The sequence below is a fragment of the Bartonella jaculi genome, assembly GCF_039543045.1.
GTDB lineage: Bacteria > Pseudomonadota > Alphaproteobacteria > Rhizobiales > Rhizobiaceae > Bartonella > Bartonella jaculi.
Genome location: NZ_BAABIZ010000198.1, coordinates 1 through 580, shown reverse-complemented (window position 1 = coordinate 580; position 580 = coordinate 1). Strand labels below are relative to the sequence as shown.

1 pseudogene is annotated in these 580 nt (G+C 36.9%); it reads left to right on the top strand.

The window, feature by feature from the left end:
* Positions 1 to 580: pseudogene (locus ABD915_RS10165) on the top strand (Vomp family autotransporter); the annotation flags it as partial.

Sequence of the window (580 nt, the reverse complement as noted above, 5' to 3'; positions counted from 1 at the left end):
GCTGTGAATTTTTCGCAACTGCAAAAAGTTGAAAAAGATGTTAAAGAACAAGTAGCAGCCAGTAGCTTCGTGAAACAGGATTCTGAAACGAAACATATCACCATTGGTAAAGAAACAGATGGTGATCAAATTGATATTGCCAACAACAAAAGTGAAAAGCGTACTCTTACAGGTATAAAGAGTGGATCACTCTCAGCAGATTCAAATGAAGCAGTTACAGGTTCGCAGCTGTTTACTACAAATCAAAATGTGACAACTGTAGCCAAGAATATAGCGAAGTCCTTTGGGGGTAACGCTAAATATGAAGATGGCAAGTGGACCGATCCAACTTTTAAAATAAAGACAGTTAATGCTGATGGTGAGGAAAAAGATGAGGCTTATAATGATGTAGCTTCTGCTTTTGAAGGTGTTGGTACTTCTATCACGAATGTTAAAAATGAGATTACCAAACAGATTAATAATGAAATTGCCAATGTAAAAGGCGATAGTCTTGTTAAGTGGGATAAAGATGAGCAACTCATCAAGATTGGTGCAGAAAAATACGGTAATAGAATCACTATTTCCGATAAGGATGGTAAGG